The 17362-nt window shown below is 73.0% G+C and carries 13 protein-coding genes, 2 tRNA genes and 1 pseudogene; 9 read left to right on the top strand and 7 right to left on the bottom strand.

Going from position 1 to position 17362, the window contains the following annotated elements:
* Window positions 1-153 precede the first annotated feature (153 nt).
* From ACUW6W_RS01540 to ACUW6W_RS01525, 4 genes and pseudogenes are all read left to right on the top strand, one after another.
* The gene (locus ACUW6W_RS01540; protein ID WP_041104802.1) at window positions 154-924 is read left to right on the top strand and encodes an IclR family transcriptional regulator; all 771 of its coding nucleotides are present in this window, start codon (window positions 154-156) and stop codon (window positions 922-924) included.
* A 155-nt stretch (window positions 925-1079) separates the two neighbouring features.
* The gene (gene pepN, locus ACUW6W_RS01535) at window positions 1080-3701 is read left to right on the top strand and encodes an aminopeptidase N (RefSeq protein WP_051995310.1); all 2622 of its coding nucleotides are present in this window, start codon (window positions 1080-1082) and stop codon (window positions 3699-3701) included.
* 91 nt (window positions 3702-3792) lie between these two features.
* Window positions 3793-4224, top strand: a pseudogene (locus ACUW6W_RS01530) (OsmC family protein); the annotation flags it as partial.
* Window positions 4225-4392: 168 nt separating this feature from the next.
* A complete protein-coding gene (locus ACUW6W_RS01525) occupies window positions 4393-4866 on the top strand; it encodes a globin (protein ID WP_158184944.1) in 474 nt (157 codons plus the stop codon).
* 37 nt (window positions 4867-4903) lie between these two features.
* On the opposite strand, the gene ACUW6W_RS01520 is transcribed toward ACUW6W_RS01525, so the two are convergent.
* Window positions 4904-5611 (bottom strand): hypothetical protein, encoded by a 708-nt coding sequence (locus tag ACUW6W_RS01520; RefSeq protein ID WP_256748703.1) that lies wholly within the window; start codon window positions 5609-5611, stop codon window positions 4904-4906.
* A gap of 77 nt (window positions 5612-5688) precedes the next feature.
* On the opposite strand from ACUW6W_RS01520, the gene ACUW6W_RS01515 reads away from it, so the two are divergent.
* On the top strand, window positions 5689-6708 hold the full coding sequence (locus tag ACUW6W_RS01515) for an acyl-CoA thioesterase (RefSeq protein WP_216886217.1): 1020 nt from the start codon (window positions 5689-5691) through the stop codon (window positions 6706-6708).
* A 188-nt stretch (window positions 6709-6896) separates the two neighbouring features.
* Here the strand turns inward: ACUW6W_RS01515 and ettA are convergent, their stop codons facing one another.
* Window positions 6897-8579, bottom strand: a complete 1683-nt coding sequence (gene ettA, locus ACUW6W_RS01510; protein ID WP_060974242.1) for an energy-dependent translational throttle protein EttA — start codon at window positions 8577-8579, stop codon at window positions 6897-6899.
* 99 nt (window positions 8580-8678) lie between these two features.
* Window positions 8679-9227: a single-stranded DNA-binding protein gene (locus ACUW6W_RS01505; protein WP_122054255.1), complete on the bottom strand. Its 549-nt coding sequence runs from the start codon at window positions 9225-9227 to the stop codon at window positions 8679-8681.
* Window positions 9228-9426: 199 nt separating this feature from the next.
* Here ACUW6W_RS01505 and ACUW6W_RS01500 point away from each other — a divergent pair.
* Together ACUW6W_RS01500 and ACUW6W_RS01495 are read left to right on the top strand one after the other, a co-directional pair.
* Window positions 9427-9500: transfer RNA gene (locus tag ACUW6W_RS01500), tRNA-Arg, on the top strand.
* Between the two features lie 115 nt (window positions 9501-9615).
* The gene (locus ACUW6W_RS01495; RefSeq protein WP_060974243.1) at window positions 9616-11061 is read left to right on the top strand and encodes a DUF2079 domain-containing protein; all 1446 of its coding nucleotides are present in this window, start codon (window positions 9616-9618) and stop codon (window positions 11059-11061) included.
* A gap of 36 nt (window positions 11062-11097) precedes the next feature.
* On the opposite strand, the gene ACUW6W_RS01490 is transcribed toward ACUW6W_RS01495, so the two are convergent.
* From ACUW6W_RS01490 to mptB (ACUW6W_RS01480), 3 genes are read right to left on the bottom strand one after another with little or no spacing between them, the layout of a single operon-like run.
* On the bottom strand, window positions 11098-12483 hold the full coding sequence (locus ACUW6W_RS01490) for a glycosyltransferase family 87 protein (RefSeq protein ID WP_101965509.1): 1386 nt from the start codon (window positions 12481-12483) through the stop codon (window positions 11098-11100).
* A complete protein-coding gene (gene mptB, locus ACUW6W_RS01485) occupies window positions 12480-14153 on the bottom strand; it encodes a polyprenol phosphomannose-dependent alpha 1,6 mannosyltransferase MptB (RefSeq protein WP_256748704.1) in 1674 nt (557 codons plus the stop codon). The genes ACUW6W_RS01490 and mptB (ACUW6W_RS01485) overlap by 4 nt, the downstream gene beginning before the upstream one ends.
* Window positions 14154-14203: 50 nt before the next feature.
* Complete coding sequence (gene mptB / locus ACUW6W_RS01480) at window positions 14204-15859, bottom strand: polyprenol phosphomannose-dependent alpha 1,6 mannosyltransferase MptB (RefSeq protein WP_036316838.1); 1656 nt, start codon at window positions 15857-15859, stop codon at window positions 14204-14206.
* Between the two features lie 90 nt (window positions 15860-15949).
* Between mptB (ACUW6W_RS01480) and orn the strand changes: the two genes are divergently transcribed.
* Together orn and ACUW6W_RS01470 are read left to right on the top strand one after the other, a co-directional pair.
* Complete coding sequence (orn, locus tag ACUW6W_RS01475; RefSeq protein ID WP_002857127.1) at window positions 15950-16576, top strand: oligoribonuclease; 627 nt, start codon at window positions 15950-15952, stop codon at window positions 16574-16576.
* 103 nt (window positions 16577-16679) lie between these two features.
* Window positions 16680-16755: transfer RNA gene (locus tag ACUW6W_RS01470), tRNA-His, on the top strand.
* On the opposite strand, the gene ACUW6W_RS01465 is transcribed toward ACUW6W_RS01470, so the two are convergent.
* Window positions 16734-17309: an MFS transporter gene (locus ACUW6W_RS01465; protein ID WP_369814512.1), complete on the bottom strand. Its 576-nt coding sequence runs from the start codon at window positions 17307-17309 to the stop codon at window positions 16734-16736. The genes ACUW6W_RS01470 and ACUW6W_RS01465 overlap by 22 nt on opposite strands.
* Window positions 17310-17362 lie beyond the last annotated feature (53 nt).

Raw genomic sequence — 17362 nt, 5'->3', positions numbered from 1 at the left:
ACTATGGGGACGACACCCGCGATGTGACGCGCCCTACATTTCCCAGCATGGCGCGTTCATTTCTCGGAATGCAAGTAGAGCGGCAATCATTTAGTCCATCAGATGGAACTGGCTCCGACGCCGGAGCTGCGGCACGATCGACCGGTGACCCCTATGACCCCACCCACCGGCGTCCTGCCCCGTGCCGCCCTCGTGATGCGCCTGCTGCACGAGGCCGGACCCGCCGGCCTGCGGCTGAGCCAGCTCGTCCAGCGGACGGGTCTGCCCCAGCCCACCGCCCATCGACTGCTGGCCGACCTGGCGGAGCAGGGTGCCGTGACCCGGCGCGGGGCCGCCTATGCGCTCGGTGATCGGTGGGGCCCGGTCGGGTTCGAACCGGTGACGCCGCGGTGCCTGATCGAACGCGAGGCCAGCCGGGCCGTGGTCCAGGCCGCCGCGGACGAGCTGGGGGACACGGTCTACCTGGCGGCACGGGCTGCGGGCGGAGTGGCCTACCTCCTGCGATGCGACGGCGACTCCCCCGTGCGCGTCTTCACCGTGGAGGTCGGCGAGGTCAAGCGGCTTGCCGCCGGGTACGCCGGCATCGCGCTCCTGGCCGCCCTGCCGCCCGAGCGCCGGCGAGCGGAGGTGGACGCGGTCGTCGCCCGGCCTCCCCGCCGCTGGAACCTGACGGATGACGGGGCCCTGCACGACCTGCTGGACACCCTGCTGCGTCAGATGGACGAGCAGGGGTGGTGCGGCGGTGTGCCGGTCGTGCCCGGGGTGGCCGGAGTCGCCTGTGGCGTCCCGGCGCGGACGGGAGGCATCCCCCAGGTGTCCCTCACCGCCTCGGCGGCCGAGCAGCGGATGCCACCGGCACGCGTGCCCGAGGTGGCTGAGGTGCTGCGTGCGGCGGCGACCCGACTGGCCGAGATCGGGGGCTGAGCACGCCGGCCGGCCCGCCCTTCCGCGGCCGTCCACGACGCCCGGGCCAGGTGGCACACTGGGGAGCACCGTGCCATGGCCCCCATCACAGGCGCCCGGCCGTGCCGCATCCACCCGACCCCAGGAGGAGTCCGACCGTGACCACCGCCGCCGCCATGAACATCACCCGCGAAGAGGCCGCCGCGCGCGCGGCCGCCCTCACCGTGGACGCGTACGAGGTGAGCCTGGACCTCACCCGCGGAGCGGAGCACTTCCACACGGCCACCACCGTGACGTTCGCGGCCACGCAGGACGCGGTGGGCACCCACACGTGGATCGACTTCGTGGCGGAGCAGGCTCCCACGGTGACCCTCAACGGCGAGGCCCTGGACGTGGCGGACTTCGACGGCGCCCGACTGCGGATCGGCCCGCTGGCGGCGCAGAACACCCTCGTGGTCGACGGGCTCGGGGACTACAGCAACACCGGCGAGGGCCTGCACCGGTTCGTGGACCCCGTGGACCAGGAGGTCTACCTCTACACCCAGTTCGAGGTGCCGGACTCCCGCCGCATGTTCGCGGTGTTCGAGCAGCCCGACCTCAAGGCCGCGTTCCGCTTCACGGTGACCGCGCCGGCGCACTGGGCCGTGGTGTCCAACCAGCCGGAGGCCTCCCGCCGCACCCTCGGCGTCGTGGCGAACGAGGAGAACCCGCAGGGGGTGGACGCCGCGGTCTGGGAGTTCAAGCCCACCCCGCGCATCCCCTCCTACATCACCGCGCTCGTCGCCGGCCCGTACGCCTCCGTGCACTCGGAGCTGACCAGCGCCGACGGCCGCACGATCCCCCTCGGCGTCTACTGCCGCGCGTCGCTGGTGGAGCACCTGGATGCGGAGAACGTCTTCGAGCTCACCCGCCAGGGATTCGAGTTCTTCGAGGCCCAGTACGGCCACGCCTACCCGTTCGAGAAGTACGACCAGCTGTTCGTGCCCGAGTTCAACGCCGGCGCGATGGAGAACGCCGGTTGTGTGACCTTCCTCGAGTCGTACGTCTTCCGCGGGACCGTGCCGGAGGCGCTGATCGAGCGCCGCGCCATCACGATCCTCCACGAGCTCGCCCACATGTGGTTCGGCGACCTGGTCACCATGCGCTGGTGGAACGACCTGTGGCTCAACGAGTCGTTCGCCGAGTTCATGTCCACGCTCGCCGCCGCTGAGAACACGCAGTACACCGGCGCCTGGACCACCTTCTCCTCCATGGAGAAGAACTGGGCCTACCGCCAGGACCAGCTCTCCTCCACGCACCCCATCAAGGCCCGGATCCGCGACCTCGACGACGTGCTCGTCAACTTCGACGGCATCACCTACGCCAAGGGCGCCTCGGTGCTCCGCCAGCTCGTGGCCTGGGTGGGCCAGGAGAACTTCATGGTCGGCGTCCGCGCGTACATCGCCAAGCACGCGTGGCAGAACACGGAGCTGCCGGACCTCATGACCGAGCTCGAGGCCGCGTCCGGCCGCGACCTGTCCGAATGGACCCGCGTGTGGCTCGAGACCTCGGGCGTGAACACGCTGCGCACCGAGGTGGAGACGGATGAGGCCGGCACCATCACCGCGCTGCGTCTGCGCCAGAGCGCCCCGGACGGCTCACCGTCGGCGCCCGGCGACGACGTGCTCCGCCCCCACCGTCTGGCCGTGGGCTTCTACGACGTGGACGAGGCCACCGGCCGCCTGATCCGCACCGAGCGCTTCGAGCTCGACGTGGCCGGGGAGGTGACCGAGGTCGTCGAGGCCGCCGCCCGCCGTCGTCCCGCCGTGATCCTGCCCAACGACGACGACCTGGCCTACGCCAAGCTGCGCCTCGACGACGCCTCGTGGGAGGCCGCGTCCACCCGTCTGAAGGATGTGGACGGCTCCCTGGCGCGCACGCTGCTGTGGGGGGCGGCCTGGGACACCGTGCGCGACGGCGAGGCCTCCGCCGCCTGGTTCGTCGACCTCGTCCTCGCCAACGTCGGCCACGAGCGGGACTCCTCCGTGGTGCAGACGCTGCTGCGCCAGCTCGCGACGGCGATCGGCCTGTACCTGCCCGAGGACCAGGCCGAGGCCGTGCGGGTCGCGGCGGCCGACCGTCTGTGGGGCCTCGTCGCGGAGGCCGAGGACGGCTCGGACAACCAGCTGCAGTTCGTCAAGGCGTTCGCCCTGCACGCGCGCACCACGGCGCAGCTGGACCGCCTGTCCGCCCTCGTCGACGGCACCCGCACCGTGCCCGGGCTGGACCTCACCACGGACCTGCGCTGGGAGCTGCTCACCGCGCTGGTGGCGGCCGGCCGCGCCGGGGAGGCCGAGATCGCCGAGGCCGAGCGCGCCGACGCGACCGCCACGGGCGCGCTCGCCGCGATCCAGGCCCGGGCCGCCGTGCCGACGGCCGAGGCGAAGCGCGCGGTCTGGGACCGGGTGATGGCCGGCGAACTGTCCAACACGGAGCAGCGCCAGGCCCTGATCGGGTTCGCCCGGGTCCATGACGCCGCGCTGATCGCGCCCTTCGCGGACGCCTACTTCGAGGGCGTCGAGGCGATGTGGGACTCCCGTTCTCACGAGATGGCCGAGACCGCCGCGACGCTGGGCTACCCGACCGCCCAGGTCACCCCGGAGATCGCCGACCGCGCCACCGCCCTGTCCGAGCGGCTGGCCGACACCCGCGCGGGGCTGTCCCGCGTCCTCGCCGAGGGCCGGGACGAGACGATCCGCGCCCTGGCCGCGCGCGAGCACGCGACGGCGCACGTGCATCAGGTCCACGCCGGGGCCTGAACCGGGCGGGGGCTGGTGGGCATTCCACGGAAGATGCCCTCCAGCACCGCCCCCGCCGCCGTCGAGGCGCGGGCTGGCTAGGCTGGAACCCATGAAGCACACCTTCTCCCTGCGCACCGAGTGGACGGGCGACCGCGGCTCGGGCACCTCCGGCGTCCGCGACTACGACCGCTCCGTGGTGATCCAGGACGCCGCCGTCGGCGAGATCCAGGCCTCGGCCGCCCGCCCCTTCCGCGGCGACGACTCGAAGTGGAACCCGGAGACCCTCCTGCTCGGCGCGCTCGCCGAGTGCCACGTGCTCTCGTACCTCCATGTCGCGGCGACCTCCGGGGTCGTGGTCACGGGGATGACGTGCGGGGTCGAGGGCGAGCTCGAGGTGGACGGCGACGGCGCCGGGCGGTTCATCGCGATCACGCTGCGGCCCGAGGTCACGCTGCAGGACGAGGCCGACCGGGAGCGGGCCGAGGCCCTCCACGCCGAGGCGCACCGGCTGTGCTTCATCGCGAACTCGCTCTCGGCCCCGGTCACCGTCGAGCCGGTCCGCCCCGAGGCCCTGCCCACCGGCACGCCGACGCTGCCGGACCACTCCGCGCGCCTGGGCGCCCCCCTGGCGGTGCTGCGGCCGCGCGTCGCCAAGGGCCCGTCCCGTGTGACGGGCCTGGCGGAGCGGCCCACCGAGGTCGAGCCGGTGATGCAGGAGGGCACGCCCGCCCCGGTGGAGCAGGTGCGCGCCCGCGACGCCGCGGCGGGCCCCGCCGGTGCGACCCCGGGGACCCCGGCCGCGCCCGGTCAGGCCACCAGCTTCTACGACGCCGTCGGCGGCCGCCCGACCTTCGACCGGCTGACCGCCGAGTTCTACGCCCGCGTGCGCGAAGACGAGATCCTCGCCCCGATGTATCCGCAGGACGACTTCGAGGGCGCCCAGCGCCGGCTGCTGATGTTCCTGGAGCAGTACTGGGGCGGACCGCGGACGTACTCCGAGGAGCGCGGCCACCCCCGCCTGCGCATGCGCCACGCCTCGTATCGGATCGACCCGGCCGCGCGCGACGCGTGGCTGCGCCACATGCGCGCCGCCGTGGACACGCTGGAGCTGTCACCGCTGCACGAGGCCGAACTCTGGGACTACCTGGAGCGGGCCGCCCACTCCCTGCAGAACTCGGCCTGACCGGCCCGCGGTCCGCGCCCCGACATGGGGCGCGGGCTCACACCGCCATGGCGGGGCGGCCCAGTACGAAGCCGCCGGGGGTGTCCAGGCGCGTCCACGGCCCCGCCGTGCTGAGCCGGGCGCGGCCGCCGGGCCGCAGGAAGCCCAGCGCGTGCGCGCCGAAGGCCATGCCGGCCGGGAACTGCAGAGCGTCGCCCCCGAGCAGGGGTCCCCACATCTGCGCCCGGATCTTGCGGACCAGCGCCTCCCCCGGGTTCTCGGGCAGGGCGTCCCGCACGGCGTCGGCGCCGCGCGTGGCCACTTCGGCCAGCTCCTCGTCGGCGACCTCGGCCACGGGCGTCCAGCCGCCGCGGGGCGGGGTCAGCGCGGTCCAGGTGACGTGCTCGCGGCCCGGCGGCACGGCGAACGCCAGGTCGACGGGGTCCTGACCACGCATCCGGGCGGTGCGCTCGGTGACGGAGCCCAGGGCGACGACGGCGTCCAGGTCCGCCACGCCGTCTGCGGTCGCCAGGGGCACGGTGCGCAGCCCCAGGACGACAGGCACCCCGTCTCCCAGCCCGGCCGGCTGCAGCACGGAGACCCACTGGGCGAGCATCGGGGTGCGAGAGCGCCCCGCCTCGGGCACGACGTGCAGGCGCATCCCCGTATCGGCGACGCGACGCGCGCGGGTGGCCAGCTGCTCGAGATCCCGCACAGCGCGGTCGTCGACGAAGCGGAGGACGGGGGCGGCGGAGTGCTCGGTCATGCAAGCATTGTCCCAGGTCCGCCGCGTCCCGGGCCGCCCCGCCGTCGCGGGGTCCATCCACGTCGAAGGAGCCGTTCGTGCCGCAACGCCATCCCCGTCCCCGCCCCAGTCGCGCACCGGGCCGTCCGGCCTCGGCCCCGAAGGACCCCACCGACGTGCTGCGCGGGATCCTGGAGCTGACGCCGGCCGCGCCGGACCCGGTGACGGGTCAGGTCCGCTTCACGGGCACGACTCCCCGGCAGACGCGCGGCCGGGTGTTCGGCGGCCAGGTGCTCGCCCAGTCGCTGGCGGCCGCCTCCCGCACGGTGCCGGGCGCCCGCCCCGCCCACTCGCTCCACGGCTACTTCATCCGCCCCGGGGACGCGCTCCAGCCCATCACGTTCACCGTCGAGACGCTGCGGGACGGCCGCTCCTTCTCCGTCCGCCGGGTGCTGGCCTCTCAGAACGAGAAGGCCATCCTCGCCCTGACGTGCTCCTTCCAGGAACCCGCCGGCAGCGCGCTGGACCACCAGGTGGCCATGCCCGAGGGCGTGCCCCGGCCCGAGGACCTGCCCACGACGGCGGACGTGCTGGGCGGCATCAACCACCCCGTGGCCCAGGAGTGGGCGTGGGCCCGGCCGTTCGACATCCGTCACGTCACCCCGGCCCTCTACGTGGACCCGGCCCCGGAGACCGAGAACCGCAACATGGTGTGGATGAAGACGTTCACGCCGCTGGCCGACGACCCCGCGCTGCACCGGGCGGCGCTCACCTACGCCTCGGACTACACGCTTCTCGAGCCGATCCTGCGGCAGCACGGCGTCGCCTGGATCCAGCCCGGCATGTCCGTGGCGTCCCTGGACCACGCGATGTGGTTCCACCGGCCCGCCCGCGTCGACCAGTGGCTGCTCTACGTCCAGGACTCCCCCAGCGCCCAGGGCGCGCGCGGCCTCGGCACGGGCGCCGTGTTCACCGAGGACGGGACGCTCGTGGCCACGGTCGCCCAGGAGGGCATGATCCGCCTGCCCGAGGGGGCCGCCGCCCGGCGGGCGCGGGCCCGGGGCGCGGCCCAGCGCATGGCCCTGCGGACGGTGCTGCGCCGCAGCTGGCGGCGCTGACCCGGCGGTTCCGCAGGGGGTGAGGCTGCCCATCGGGCCCTGCCACGGGTGAGGCGGCTCGCCGTCCGCGCCGCGGGCGCACCGTTCGTGGCGGTCGACGTGGACCCGGCCCCGGCACGACGACGGCCCGTCGCGATCACGTGATCGCGGCGGGCCGTCGTCGGCGCGGCGCCCGGGGGCGCGTCGGCTCAGTCGCGCGTGAGCTTGCGGTGCGTCATGCGGTGCGGGCGGGCGGCCTCGGGGCCGAGCCGATCGACCTTGTTGGCCTCGTAGGACTCGAAGTTGCCCTCGTACCAGTACCAGTTGGCCGGGTCCTCCGCGGTGCCCTCGTAGGCCAGCATGTGGGTGGCGACGCGGTCCAGGAACCAGCGGTCGTGGGAGACGACCACCGCGCAGCCCGGGAACTCGAGCAGCGCGTTCTCGAGGGAGGTCAGGGTCTCCACGTCGAGGTCGTTGGTGGGCTCATCGAGGAGCAGCAGGTTGCCGCCCTCCTTGAGGGTCAGGGCCAGGTTCAGGCGGTTGCGCTCACCGCCGGAGAGCACGCCGGCCTTCTTCTGCTGGTCCGGGCCCTTGAAGCCGAACGCGGACACGTAGGCGCGCGAGGGCATCTCGACGTTGCCGACCTTGATGTAGTCCAGGCCGTCCGAGACGACCTCCCACAGCGACTTCTCGGGGTCGATGTTGGAGCGGGACTGGTCCACGTACGAGATCTTCACGGTCTCGCCGATCTTCAGCTCGCCGCCGTCCAGGGGCTCGAGACCGACGATGGTCTTGAACAGGGTGGTCTTGCCGACGCCGTTCGGGCCGATCACGCCGACGATGCCGTTGCGGGGCAGGGAGAAGGACAGGCCGTCGATGAGGACGCGGTCCCCGAAGCCCTTCTTCAGGTCCTTGGCCTCGATCACGACGGTGCCCAGGCGCGGGCCCGGCGGGATCTGGATCTCCTCGAAGTCCAGCTTGCGGGTCTTCTCGGCCTCGGCCGCCATCTCCTCGTAGCGGGCCAGGCGGGCCTTGGACTTCGCCTGGCGGCCCTTCGTGTTGGAGCGGACCCAGTCGAGCTCATCGGCCAGGCGCTTGGCGAGCTTGGCGTCCTTCTTGCCCTGCACCTCGAGGCGGGCGCGCTTGGTCTCTAGGTAGGTGGAGTAGTTGCCCTCGTACGGGTAGAGGCGGCCGCGGTCGACCTCCGCGATCCACTCCGCGACGTGGTCGAGGAAGTACCGGTCGTGGGTGACGGCGATGACGGCGCCCGGGTAGGAGGCCAGGTGCTGCTCGAGCCACAGCACGGACTCGGCGTCCAGGTGGTTGGTGGGCTCGTCGAGCAGGAGGAGGTCCGGCTTCTCCAACAGCAGCTTGCACAGCGCGACGCGGCGCTTCTCGCCACCGGAGAGGTTTGTGACCGGCTCGTCCCCCGGGGGCGTGCGCAGGGCGTCCATCGCCTGCTCGAGCTGGGAGTCGATGTCCCACGCGTCCGCGGCGTCGATGGCGGACTGCAGCTCGCCCATCTCCTCCATGAGGGCGTCGAAGTCCGCGTCCGGGTTCGCCATCTCCTCGGAGATCTGGTTGTAGCGCTGGATCTTGCCGTAGATCTCGCCGACGCCCTCCTGGACGTTCTCGAGCACGGTCTTGGACTCGTCCAGCTTGGGCTCCTGCATCAGGATGCCCACCGAGTAGCCGGGAGAGAGCCGCGCCTCGCCGTTCGAGGGCTCGTCCAGCCCGGCCATGATCTTCAGGATCGTCGACTTGCCGGCGCCGTTGGGGCCGACCATGCCGATCTTCGCCCCGGGGTAGAACGACATGGTGACGTCGTCCAGGATCAGTTTGTCGCCCACCTTCTTGCGGGCCTTGACCATCGTGTAGATGAATTCCGCCATGCGGCCCAGGCTAGTCGGTGGCCGCGGGATTCCACTCATCGTGCCGATCCCGCGACCACCGAGCCCGCTCCCCCCTCCGTGCTCCGTGCCGCTTCGTGGTCAGGCGACGCCGGCCGCCGCCGGCTCGCGGTCGGGGGCTTCCGCGTCCGGCTCGCCCGGGCCGGGCGAGGCCGGGGCGTCGCCACCCTGGAACCCGTCCGGCAGCCCCACGTTGAACCCGTCGCCGACCGCGCCGGCCCGCCCACCCGACGCGTCGTCGCGCGGGGCCGACTCGGGGCGCGGCACGGCCGCGCGCTGGCTGCGCTGGAATGCCGCCGAGCCGAAGCCCAGGTCCAGCCCGACGGCGTCCGCCACCACGTCCACGGACGTGCCGGAGCGCTCGCCCGAGGACCAGTCGCGGACCCGGAGTCGACCGGTGACGATCACGGGGTTGCCCTTCTTCACGGACTGGGCGGTGTTCGAGCCGAGCTGGCCGAACGCCGAGATGCTGTACCAGTTGGTGTGGGCGTCCACCCACTCGGCGGCCTCGCGGTCGAAGCGCCGCTCGGTGGTGGCCAGGCGGAAGCCGGTCACGGCGGCCCCGGATGCGGTGTGGCGGGTGGCGGGGTCCGTGGCCACGAAGCCGCGCACGGTGATGAGGTCCTGCATGGTGTGCCTCCTGGGCTGGGCCCCGGTGGGCGCCGGGGCGGGTCGTCGGCGCATCGGCTGATCCGCCATGGCCAGACAACCCCGCCGCGGGGCACCCCGGCAGGATCGGGGGCCGGCCTGGGGACGCGCGGAGGTCCCCGGGCGACTGTGCAGGAGCCGACGGCGCCGAGGCCGGCGGCCGTTAGACTGACACGGCCCAGCCCCAGTAGCTCAGCTGGACAGAGCAGCGGCCTTCTAATCCGCCGGTCGGGGGTTCGAATCCCTCCTGGGGCACCCAGACCAGGGGCGGAGCCGTCCGAGCACGCCCGACGACCGCCCGAAGGAGACCGTCCTGGACCGTCTGCGCTCCTGGCTCCGCGCCCCGCGACCCGCCGTCCCCGAGGTCCGTGTGACCCGTCGCGAGGGCGTCCAGCTGGCCGCCCTGCTCGTCGCGGCCGCGGCCCTGTACGTGACGCACTCCTTCCTGCGGTACGCCACCTACGAGGCCAAGGGCTACGACCTGGGCATCTTCGACCAGGTGGTGCGGCAGTACGCGCTGTTCAACGCCCCCCTCAGCTCCGTCAAGGGCGTGGACTTCCACATCCTCGGCGATCACTTCCACCCGATCCTCGCGCTGCTGGCCCCCTTCTACTGGGTGTGGCCGGACCCCCGCATGCTCGGCGTGGTCATGGCGCTGGCCCTCGCCGCGTCCGCCGTGCCGGTGTACCTGTTCGCCCGTCGTCGCACGGGACACGGGGTGGCCCTGGCCGCCGTCGCCGCCCTGCTGCTCTCCTGGCCCTTCCAGGCGATGGTGAACTGGGACTTCCACGAGGTCACCCTCGGCGTGCCGATCCTCGCCTGGCTCGTGTGGGCCCTGGACGGGCAGCGGGCGTGGCTCGCCACCGGCCTGGCGGCGCTGCTGCTCACGGTCCGAGAGGACATGGGCGTGACCCTGCTGGCCGTGGCCCTGGTGATGGCGATCCGGCGCTTCTGGCCGCAGGCCGCGGTCACCGCCGTGCTGGGTGTGCTCGGCTACTGGTTCGCCACGTCCGTGGTGATCCCCCACTACTCCCCCACCGGGGCGTTCGGCTACTGGCAGTTCACCGCCCTGGGCCCGGACATGCGCAGTTCGGTCCTGTTCCTGCTGACCCAACCGTGGAACGCCGTCGCGGTGCTGTTCGACCACCCGCTGAAGGTGGCCCTCTGGCTCCTGCACTTCGTCCCGCTGCTGTTCCTGCCGGTCCTGAGCCCGCTCACGCTGATGGCCCTGCCGATCCTGCTCTCGCGGCTGTTCAACGACCGCCTCAACGTGTGGGCCCCCGTGTACCAGTACGACGCGATCCTCGCCCCGCTGCTGCTCATGGCCGCGCTCGAGGCGGCCCACCGGCTGGCCGGACGCCGGGACACGCTGCGCCGGCTGCCCGCCGTCCTCGTCTCCACGGCGCTGGCCGCCGGTCTGATCGGCACCGCGTTCTTCCCGCAGGTGTACCCGCTGCACCGCACGATCGTCGGCGACATGACGATGACGCAGCACGCCCGCGACCTCGACCACGCGGTCGCGCTGATCCCGGACGGGGTGTGCGTCGAGGCCGCCGACAACGCCGTGCCGCACCTGACGGCCCGCACCCACGTCGGGCTGCACGGGGACATCGGAGACGAACTGGCCACGTGGATGATCGTGGACACCTCGGTGCCCGAGCTCGGCGGCTGGGACCCCCTCACCCCGGAGCAGGCACTGGCCCGCGCCGAGCGGCTCGGCTTCGAGCGGGTCTGGTCCGCGGGCGACGTCGTCGTCCTGCACCACCCGGACCGCGCGGTCTCGCCCACCTGCACGACGTACCTCGAACACCGCTGAGCCGCGCCCCACGGCGTCGGCGGACCCGCCCCGCCGTCAGCGGTCCGCGGACCCGCCGAGCGGCTGCAGGCCGCGTCCGGCCGGGGGCAGGAGCAGTCGGTCAGGTGCACCGGTGAAGACGCCGGCGTGTGGGTCCTCCGCCACCCCCGGGGCGATCTCGGGGGCGCCCTGGTCGAGGGCGGTGCGGCGCACCGGGTCACGGGCGGGGTCCAGGACGTCCTTGACCACCGTGGTCATGAGCCACACGAGGGCGACGATGTGCGCCACGATCCCCGAGGCGTACCAGGCGGTGATCCACCAGGCGCCGCCGGCGAACGCCCCGTCCGAGGTGATGCGGGCCGACTCCATCCACACCCCGCCCCAGTGGTAGACCTCTACGGCCTGCCAGATCCAGAACGCGCGCCACCGCGGCGTCGCGAGGACCACGAGCGGGATCAGCCACATCACGAACTGCGGCGAGTACACCTTCCCCCACAGGATGAAGGACGCCACGATCAGGAAGCACAGCTGGGCCATGCGCGGACGGTGCCGCGCCGCGAGGGCGAGGTAGGCGATCCCCGCGCAGCACACCAGGAACAGGCCGTTCTGGAGCGTCGTGAACGTCTCCCCGGACCATCCTGTCCAGGCCAGCGCCAGCCAGGTCGAGGAGAAGGAGACCGCGCGGTCCCCCGAGAACGTGTAGAAGCGGGACCACTGGTCGAACGCCGTCAGCATGAACGGGAGGTTCACGGCGAGCCAGGCCGCCGCCCCGGCCACGGCCGCCTTCACGAACCCGGCCCAGCGGCCCGTGCGCAGCGCCAGCACGAAGATCGCGCCGAAGAAGAACAGTGGGTACAGCTTCGTGGCGGTGCCGAGTCCGATGAGCATGCCGGCGAGGGTCGGACGGCCCGCCGTCCACGCCCACAGGGCCAGGGCGGCCAGCATCACGGCCCACAGGTCCCAGTTGAGCATCGAGGTGAGGATGATCCCCGGGGCCAGGGCCACGAGGAGGGCGTCCCGGGAGCGACCGCGGGCGGTGTACGCGGTCGCGACGACCAGCACGATCCAGCACAGCACCACGCCGATCGCGTTCACGTCGAAGTAGGTCACGGTGCGCTCGTGCAGGTCGCCGGACGCGGGCACGAACCACATGGTCACACCCGCGACCACGGCCAGCAACGCCGGGTACTCCATCCACTGCTCGGGCGGCAGCGGCGTGTAGAAGGGGAAGTGGCCGTCGGAGAGGCCACGCGTGGGGAACAGCTGGGCGAAGTCCGAATAGCACATGTGCGCGTGCACGCCGGGGGCCGCCCAGCCGTTCACGCGGCACCACTGCTTGGTCAGCACGCCGACGGCGGCAGCCACCACGGTCAGGCCGACGAGCAGGCCGACCCAGCGGGCGCTCGGGCGGGTCGGGGCGGGACTGCGGGGGTGGGAGGTCACGGTCTCTCCTGGGGGATGCGGGTGGACGAGGAGGCGGAGTGCGAGGCGGTCGACGGCGGCCCGTCGGGCGGTGCGTCCGGCGGCACGCCCGCCTCCGGAGGCGTCGACGACGCCGCCTCGGCCCGCGGCTCGACCACCTCCAGGGGAGGACGCCGCCGCCCGGGGAACAGGGGCGCGGTGACGGGATCGCGGTGGATGATCCATCCGATCCCCGCGAGCATCAGGACGAGGGTGAACACGCGGACGGCCAGGACCGGCAGCCACTGTGCCACCGAGAGCTGGTCCACCACGCCGACGCCGGTGAGCAGCAGCACCGCGAGCGCGGTGACCCACCCGAGCCAGCGGGGATGGTCGGCGCCCCACGGCAGCGGGCGGAGGGCGCACGCCAGCAGCGGCAGGACCCAGAGCAGGTACCACGGCTGGATGATCGGGGCGGTGGCGACGGCCACCACGAGCACGGCCGCCGCGCTGAACACCGGGTCCAGGGGGCGGCGGCGCAGGGCCAGCCACGCCGTGAAGCCGAGGGCCGCCACCGTCATCACGGTGTAGAAGGCCGCGGCCACGTCGCGCGCCCCCAGGGGCGTCACGGCGTCGACGACCGCGCCGAGCAGCAGGCCGAGCAGGCCCACGGGAGCGTACGGGAACGCCGCGTCCCCGCTCGTGAGCATGGCCGGCACCCAGCCGAACCAGAGGCCGGAGCCGGCGCCGAGGATCGTGAGGACGGCCAGGGAGATCACCGCCGTCGTGAACCACGGGCCGAGCCGGTCCCGCCGGCGCAGGCGCGGATCGGCCGCGCGGAACCGGGCCCAGCCGGTGGGCAGGAGCAGGGCCACGAAGGGCAGCACCAAAGCTGTCAGGGGCTTGATCGCGACGGACAGGGCGATCAGCACGATCCCCCACAGCGCATGCACGCGGCGGCGGGGCGGGCGGACCATGAGCAGGATGCCCGCGAGCATCAGCCCCGACATCAGCGCGTCATTGTGCGCGCCGGCGATCATGTAGAGCAGGAACAACGGGTTCGCCACGGCCACCCACGTGGCCCACGGCCCGCACCGGCCCGCGACGGCGGCCAGCCGCGGCACCGCCCACAGGCACAGTGCCAGGCCCGCCAGGGCGAGGAGGCGGAACGCCGTGACGGACAGTTCGATGCTGCCGCCCGTGGCCCGCCACGTCGTCTCGGCGAACAGCAGGAACAGCGGCCCGTAGGGGGACGGGGACTCGGCCCAGATGGAGTCCGCCCCCTGCATGAACCAGCCGGGCAGGGCGGACACGCCCTGGGAGTACGGGTCGAGACCCGACGCGAGGAGCCGGCCCTGCTGGAGGTAGGAGAACACATCGCGGGAGAAGATCGGCAGCGCGAGCATCAGCGGGGCGGACCACCACCAGGCGGCGTGGGCCACCAGCCGGCCGTGCTCCTCCCAGCGGCCCCGCAGCGCGCGGCCCAGCTCGAGCCAGGATCGGACGAGGAGCAGCGAGCCGGCGGCCAGCAGCACGGTGCTGAGCAGCACGCCGGGAAGGTAGACCCGCAGCGGGTTGAGCAGGGTGGTGCCGGAGAACACCGAGTCGGGCGTCATCGGCAGCCACCCCACGCCCCAGGAGCCCACCGTGATGAGCACGGACGCCCACGTGCCCCGGCGGACGGCCGCCTCCGGCTCGGGCTGCGCCGCCACGCGGCTCGGACGGGGCCCTCGGGCGCCGGTCGTCGCGGGGGCGGCGGGCCTCACTCCCCCGGCTCCACGGGTCGAGGGGCGCCACGGAGCCGGGCCAGGCCGGCGCGCACGGCGGGGCGCACGTGCCAGTGGTCCTTCACGAACCGGCTGGTGCGGCGGTCCACGACGAGGATCCACAGCAGACACACGGCGGAGACGATCAGGGACACGGCCTTGACCTGGTCCGCGATGTCCAGGAACTGCCAGGTGAAGAGCTGGTCCGACGCGCCGAACGCCAGGAAGTAGCCGACCGTGAACACGACCCACTTGATCTGCCAGTTGTCCCGGATGCCGATCACGGCGAAGAACGGGAGCAGCCACAACAGGTACCAGGGCTGGATGATGGGCGAGAGGATCACCAGCGCGGTGAACGCCCAGGTCATGCGCGTCATCACGCGGTCCTGGCGGCCGAGGAACATCAGGGCCAGCACGATGAGCACCGAGAGCACGCGTCCGGCGGTCTTGTACACCCCCTCGACGGCCTGCACGTCCGCCCCCTGCCCGAGGAGCTCGCTCGCCCCCACCGTGATGAGGGACAGCATGCCGATCGGCCCCCACGGCACGGTGCCCGTGCCCGTGCCGACCATCACGGCCACCCAGCCGAAGCCGAAGCCGTTGAGCACGCCCACCAGGGCCATGAGGCCGAAGGAGATCCCGGCGGTGAGGGCCCAGAAGGCGAACCGGCGCGGCCATCGGGCCGTCGGGCCGGCCCACAGCAGGCCGATGAACGGGAGCAGCACGAGGGTGATGGGCTTGATGCCCAGGGACAGGGTGACCAGCACGACGCCGGCCACCCCCCACGCGACGGACTGCCCGGGTCGCTGGGGGCGGAGCGGATGTCCGGCGCGCAGCGCGCACCACGTGCCGGCCAGGGCGAGGCCGACCATGAGGGCGTCGTTGTGCCCGGACGCGACGAAGCTGATGGTGAAGAGCGGGTTGGCGGCGCTGATCCACTGCGCCCACGCACCGTTGACGCCCAGCCGGCGGGCGAGCAGCGGCACGAAGACCATGATCAGCGCGACGCCGGCCACCGCCACCAGGCGGAACAGGAAGATCGCCAGGTCCGGGTTCATGTCCCCCGAGATCGCGACGACGGCCTGCTCGATCCACAGGAAGATCGGACCGTACGGGGTCTCGGAGTCCGCCCAGGTCGCGTCCGCTCCGAGCTGGAACCAGTTGGACAGCGAGGAGATCGTGTCCACGTAGGGGTCCTGCCCCGCCACCATGAGACGGCCCTGCCCCACGTAGGCGAAGATGTCCCGGCTGAAGATCGGCAGTGCCACGACCTGGGGCAGGCACCACAGGACGGTGGCGAGGTTGACCGTGCGCAAAGCGCCGCGGCCGAAGGGGCGGATCGTCTGGCCCAGCCGCAGCCAGGCCCAGAACATCACCCAGCAGCCGAGGGTGAGGAGCACCGTGCCGGCCAGCACGCCGGTCTCCTGGGTGCGCCACGGGATCAGCCACTGCCAGCGGTTGATCGGGGAGGCCGAGGCCAGCCAGCCGACGGAGTACGAGCCCACCACCAGGAGGAGGGAGCCGAGGGTCCCCACCAGGATGGGCCACCAGTCCGCGCCGGCGACCTGGGGGTCCGCGCGGAGGCCGCCGACGCCGACGTACTCCGGCCGGTGGGCCGTGGACCCGGACGGACGCGGGGTCGACACGCTCATGCGACGGGTCCTTCCGTGCGGTCCTGCGTGGGCGCGCGAGGGCGCGGCTCGCTCGAATCTACCATCGTGACACGCGAGTAGCCTGGGGGCATGAGCGAGACGAGCACCCCCGCGCCGGAGAGCGCCCCCCTGGTCTGGATCGACTGCGAGATGACCGGCCTGCACCCCCAGGTCGACGAGCTCGTCGAGGTGGCGGTGCTCATCACGGACGCCGAGCTGAACATCCTGGACGAGGGCATCGACCTGGTGATCCGTCCCTCCGCGGCCGCCCTCGAGCAGATGGACCCGTTCGTCCGGGACATGCACACCACCTCGGGCCTCCTGCCGGAGCTCGCGGAGGGCCTCGAGCTCGACGACGCCGCCGCGCGCGTCCTCGAGTACATCGCCGCCCGCGTGCCCGCCGGCAAGGGCCTGCTGGCCGGCAACACGGTGGGCCAGGACAAGCTGTTCCTCGCCCGCTACATGCCCGCCGTCGTCGACCACCTGCACTACCGGATCGTGGACGTGTCCACCGTGAAGGAGCTGGCCCGGCGCTGGTACCCGCGCGCCTACTACCAGGCCCCCGCCAAGACCGGCGGCCACCGCGCCCTCGGGGACATCAAGGACTCCATCACCGAGCTGCGCTACTACCGGGCCGCCGTCATGGCCCCCGCCCCCGGCCCCACCACGGAGGAGGCCCGCGCCATCGCGGAGGTGGTGTCCGGGGCGCAGGCCTGAGCAGGCACTCCCGGCCCCACTGCCCCGATTCGGCGCTGCGCGGGATCTCGTGTACTGTGGACCCCGCTGCGCCGCGCGGATCCGTCCGTGTGAAGCAGACATGGTGGGCGTAGCTCAGTCGGCAGAGCGTCTGGTTGTGGTCCAGAAGGTCGCGGGTTCAATCCCCGTCGCTCACCCCACTCGAAGCCCCCGGAATCCTTACTGGTTCCGGGGGCTTCTTCGTGTGCTCCCCGAGCGGGCCGCGCTCCCCCTGCGCCCGCAGCTGCGGGATCGTGGTGCCAGCCGAGTCCCGCGTGGCCGCGGCGAGCGAGTCGGCCGCCGGACCGGTGAGGCCGGCGTCGTCCAGGGCCGCGGGCAGCGTGGCGGCGAGGGCGATGGACAGGGTGGCCCCGGCGAACGCGGTGCCCAGCGCTGAGCCGATCTGCCGGACCGTGCTCTGCGTCGCGGCGCCCTGACCCGAGATCTGCACGGGGATGTCCTGGAGCACCATGTCCGTCAGCTGCGCCGAGGCCAGGCCGAGCCCGAGGCCGTACACGACGAGGGGCACGGCGACGAGCCAACCCGAGGTGTCCGGGCCCAGGAGCAGGGCGAGCGCCACGACCCCGGCCACCTCCAGGCCCAGCCCGATCAGCACGGTGCCCGGGGCGCCGAACCGGGCCGCCAGGTGACGGGCCGCGGCGTCCGAGAGGAACGCGCCTGCGGCCATCGCGGCCAGGACCAGGCCCGCCCCCATCACGTCCAGGCCGAGCGGCGCACCTTCTCGCGGTGTCGCTCCAACCCTTCGAA

It is taken from the genome of Micrococcus sp. 093350064-1, assembly GCF_053627955.1.
Note: the sequence above shows the minus strand (reverse complement) of the source record. Positions and strands in the feature narration are given on the sequence as shown.